3 protein-coding genes and 1 pseudogene (1 of these 4 running past the window's edge) are annotated in these 4,083 nt (G+C 71.0%); 2 read left to right on the plus strand and 2 right to left on the minus strand.

Translation table 11 applies throughout. The features are described 5' to 3' along the window. Together ahcY (D471_RS32430) and ahcY (D471_RS0100605) are read right to left on the minus strand one after the other, a co-directional pair. Positions 1 to 469: pseudogene (ahcY, locus tag D471_RS32430) on the minus strand (adenosylhomocysteinase); it reaches 763 nt to the left of the window's first position. 59 nt (positions 470 to 528) lie between these two features. Then, positions 529 to 1,965 (minus strand): adenosylhomocysteinase, encoded by a 1,437-nt coding sequence (ahcY, locus tag D471_RS0100605; RefSeq protein ID WP_017596835.1) that lies wholly within the window; start codon positions 1,963 to 1,965, stop codon positions 529 to 531. A gap of 128 nt (positions 1,966 to 2,093) precedes the next feature. Between ahcY (D471_RS0100605) and D471_RS0100610 the strand changes: the two genes are divergently transcribed. Then, positions 2,094 to 2,510, plus strand: a complete 417-nt coding sequence (locus D471_RS0100610) for a MerR family transcriptional regulator (protein ID WP_017596836.1) — start codon at positions 2,094 to 2,096, stop codon at positions 2,508 to 2,510. Positions 2,511 to 2,623: 113 nt separating this feature from the next. Then, positions 2,624 to 3,832, plus strand: a complete 1,209-nt coding sequence (locus D471_RS0100615; RefSeq protein WP_152486184.1) for a hypothetical protein — start codon at positions 2,624 to 2,626, stop codon at positions 3,830 to 3,832. The last annotated feature ends 251 nt before the right edge of the window (positions 3,833 to 4,083 follow it).

Below are 4,083 nucleotides of genomic sequence, written 5' to 3' on the forward strand. Positions count from 1 at the left end.
TCGTGGTCTGCTCGCAGCCGCCCAGCACCCCCTCCATGAGGTCGGGGCGGACCGCGTGCACCGTGTTCACGAGGTCGCAGCCGTCGTCGAGAAGCAGGTGGGGCCTCGCCTCCAGGACCGTGACGAGGTTGCGGTCGTAGGCCTCCTGGTCCATCCCCGCCCATGCGTGGACCGCCACGCCGTACTCGGTGACCAGGGCGGCGGCGGTGTCGTCCTGGGTGGACAGGGGGTTGGAGGCGGCCAGCCAGACCTCGGCGCCGCCCGCGCGCAGCACGCGCAGCAGGTTCGCCGTCTCCGCGGTCACGTGCAGGCACGCGGCGACGCGCAGACCGTCGAGGGGCCGGTCCCGGGTGAACCGCTCGCGCACGCTGCGCAGCACGGGCATCGAGCGTTCCGCCCAGTCCACCCTGCGCACCCCGGCGGCGGCGAGGCCGAGGTCCGCCACCTCGTGCGAGGGGATAGTGCTCACTGCGTCACTCTCTCGTGGGCCGGGGCCGGGGAGCACCGCCCCCGGCCCGGCGCGCACCACTAGTACCGGTAGTGCTCGGGCTTGTAGGGGCCCTCGACGTCCACACCGATGTAGGCGGCCTGCTCCTTGGTGAGCGTGGTCAGCTTGACGCCCAGAGCGTCCAGGTGCAGACGCGCGACCTTCTCGTCGAGGATCTTCGGCAGCGTGTACACGTTGGTCGGGTACTCGTCCTGCTTGGTGAACAGCTCGATCTGCGCGATGACCTGGTTGGTGAAGCTGTTGGACATCACGAAGCTCGGGTGCCCGGTGGCGTTGCCCAGGTTGAGCAGACGCCCCTCGGAGAGCACGAGGACGGACGTACCGTCGCTGAAGGTCCACTCGTGGACCTGTGGCTTGATCTCCTTCTTCGAGACCCCGGGGACCTTGGCCAGCCCGGCCATGTCGATCTCGTTGTCGAAGTGCCCGACGTTGCCGATGATCGCCTGGTGCTTCATGCGGGTGATCTGGTCGGCCATGATCACGTTGAAGTTGCCGGTGGTGGTGATGAAGATGTCACCGGTCTCCAGGACGTCGTCCAGGGTGCTGACCTGGAAACCGTCCATGGCGGCCTGGAGGGCGTTGATCGGGTCGATCTCGGTCACGATGACGCGGGCGCCCTGGCCGCGCAGGGCCTCGGCGGACCCCTTGCCGACGTCGCCGTAGCCGCACACGACGGCCACCTTGCCGCCGATGAGGACGTCGGTGGCGCGCATGATGCCGTCGGGCAGCGAGTGGCGGATGCCGTACTTGTTGTCGAACTTGCTCTTGGTGACCGAGTCGTTGACGTTGATCGCGGGGAAGGCGAGGCTGCCGTCGCGCTGCATCTCGTAGAGGCGGTGCACGCCGGTCGTGGTCTCCTCGGTGACGCCCTTGATGCCCGCGGAGATCTTCGTCCACTTCTGCGGGTCCTTGGCCAGGCTCTCCCGCAGGAGGCGCAGGACGACGCCGAACTCCTCGCTGTCGGCGGTGTCCGGGTCGGGAACGGCGCCGGCGCGCTCGTAGTCGACGCCCTTGTGGACGAGCATGGTGGCGTCACCGCCGTCGTCGAGGATCATGTTGGGACCCTCGGCGCCCGGCCAGGTCAGCGCCTGCTCGGTGCACCACCAGTACTCCTCCAGCGTCTCGCCCTTCCAGGCGAACACCGGGACGCCCCTGGGGTCGTCGACGGTGCCGTCGGGGCCCACGACCACGGCGGCGGCCGCGTGGTCCTGGGTGGAGAAGATGTTGCAGCTGACCCAGCGCACCTCGGCGCCCAGGGCGACCAGGGTCTCGATGAGCACGGCGGTCTGCACGGTCATGTGCAGGGAGCCCATGATCCGGGCGCCCCGCAGGGGCTTGCTGTCGCCGTACTCCGCGCGAGTGGCCATGAGGCCGGGCATCTCGTGCTCGGCGAGCCGGATCTCGTCACGGCCGAACTCGGCCAGGGACAGATCGGCGACCTTGAAGTCGAAAGCCATGCGTTCCTCACTCGTGATCGTGGTGGCGCCCCTGATTCTAGGCACCCTCACGCGCGCATGGAGTAATTATGACAATCGTTTGTCAGATTCGCTTCGACTCGCGTGGAAAGTGGGTTAGGCTCGCGTCCATGGCCGCCCTCGACGACGCCTCGCCCGTATCCGACCGGCTCTCCACGCCGGGCGGGCCCGTGCCGATCTCGACCGCCGCCGACCAGGTGGGCACGACCGCGCGCATGCTGCGCTACCGCGAGGGCCTGGGGCTGCTTCCCCGCACACAGGAGCGGCCCACCGGGCGTGGCCATCGCCACCGCCGGTTCACCGAGGAGGACCTGCGCACGATCGCGGTCGGCCTGGAGATGGAGCGCGAGTTCGACATCCCGCCCGCAGCCCTGGCGTTCGCGCTGCGCGTGTTGGCCGAACCCGAGGTCCTGGCGCGGGTACGACAGCACGGGGAGCGGCTCGGCAGGCTCACCGCCGCCCCGGCACGGGCGATGGACTTCGAGAAGGAGAAGGCGATGCGGCTGCTCCACCACCGCCGCCCCTGAACCGACGACGCTCACGGCCACCGTGGGTTGACACGTGTGCGCGGCCGGTCACGGCCACACGACCGGCCTCCCGACAGGTTTTGGGACCGAGTCCGCGGGCTACGGATCCACACGTGGATACCCTTAGCAGCGGCGTGGCCCTGAACCGCCTCCCCGGCCATGTGCGCGACGAGCTCACCGACGTGGATCGCCTCCGGTCGATCTGGGCCCGGCACCGCCAAGGCCAGCCCCGGGACGCGCGTGCGGCCGCGCGTCGCGCCCTGATCCGACGCCGCGTTCTGGACCTGGGCGGAGCACCGGCCCTGGAGGACCTGGTGGTGTCCACCTCCGAGGAGGGGATGTCCGGACAGGCGGTCTCCGTCGACTACGTACGGGAGCTGGCCCGACGCGCCGCCGACCTGCCGACCGACTGCGCCTCCCGCTCCCCCGCCCGCCCCCTCAAGGACGAGGAGGCCCGCCGACTGGCCGACGCCGCCGCCCTGCCCGCCCATCCCGTGGTCCGAGCCGCGTACACCTTCGCCGAGTGTGTCGCGGTCCTGCGCGGACTCGACTGCGCGCAGGACGGATCCGACCGCGGCGCCGGGGCCGCGGCGCCGACCACCGCGGGAACCGGCGAGGACCCGCCGTGGGCTCTGCCGTGGATCCTCGCGTCCCTGGTGCTCCAGCGTTCCGACTACCCGCCCCTGCCGCCGGGCCCGGGCGCCTCCCCGCCGCCGTCCGACGGCCGGGAGCCCGGCGATCGGCTCCCCGCGCTGGTCCACTACTTCGCGCGCCTGGTCACCGGGACCCTGCGCGACGAGCTGTGCTGGGCGCCCGCGAGCGTTCCGCCCCCGCGGGTGCACATCCCCCCGCTGGCGTCGGTGACGTGTCGGCGGATCCAGGAGTACGTGCGATCGCGTCGGGCGTCACTGGGCCTCATTCTCCAGGCCCTGGACCCGGAGGCCCGGACGGTGGTGCGCTCGGGCGGGTTCGACGACACCCGGGAGGAGTCCTCGGACACGGCCCCCGTACCCGCCTCCCGGACGGTCCTCACACCCGGTGCCGCGCACTGGTGGACGGCTCTGGACCTGGTGGTCGGCGAAGCGTCGCTGACGCTGTTCGTGGTCGTACAGGAGGTCGGCCGCCCCCACACCGGCGTCCTGGCCGTGACCGCCGACGCGCGGCTCACCACTCCGGACGGGGTACGCGACGCGCTGGACATCTCCGGGGCGGACAGCGTCACCGTGATGCCGACCGACTGCGTCGACGATCGCTGGCCGCAGGTCCGCGACCTGGTGGATGAGGCGGTTTCCCGGGCGATGAACGCGCTCACCCAGGTCTGACCGCGACCGGAGATGTCCGCTGAGGGTGGTCGGGGCGTGCGGGGAGGACAAGAATCCCCGGCCGCGTGGGCGCCCGAAGACGGTCCGGGGCGAAACGGCGGGACCACGACGAACACCGCCTACTGACTGACCGCCAGCAGTACCAGGACGAGGATCAGGATCACGATGGTGATGAGCACGGCCGGGATCACCCAGCTCTGCTGAAGCACCGAGTCCTGTTCCACCGGGCGCGGCATCGGCTGGGGGGGGGC

Source organism: Nocardiopsis lucentensis DSM 44048 (genome assembly GCF_000341125.1).
GTDB lineage: Bacteria > Actinomycetota > Actinomycetes > Streptosporangiales > Streptosporangiaceae > Nocardiopsis > Nocardiopsis lucentensis.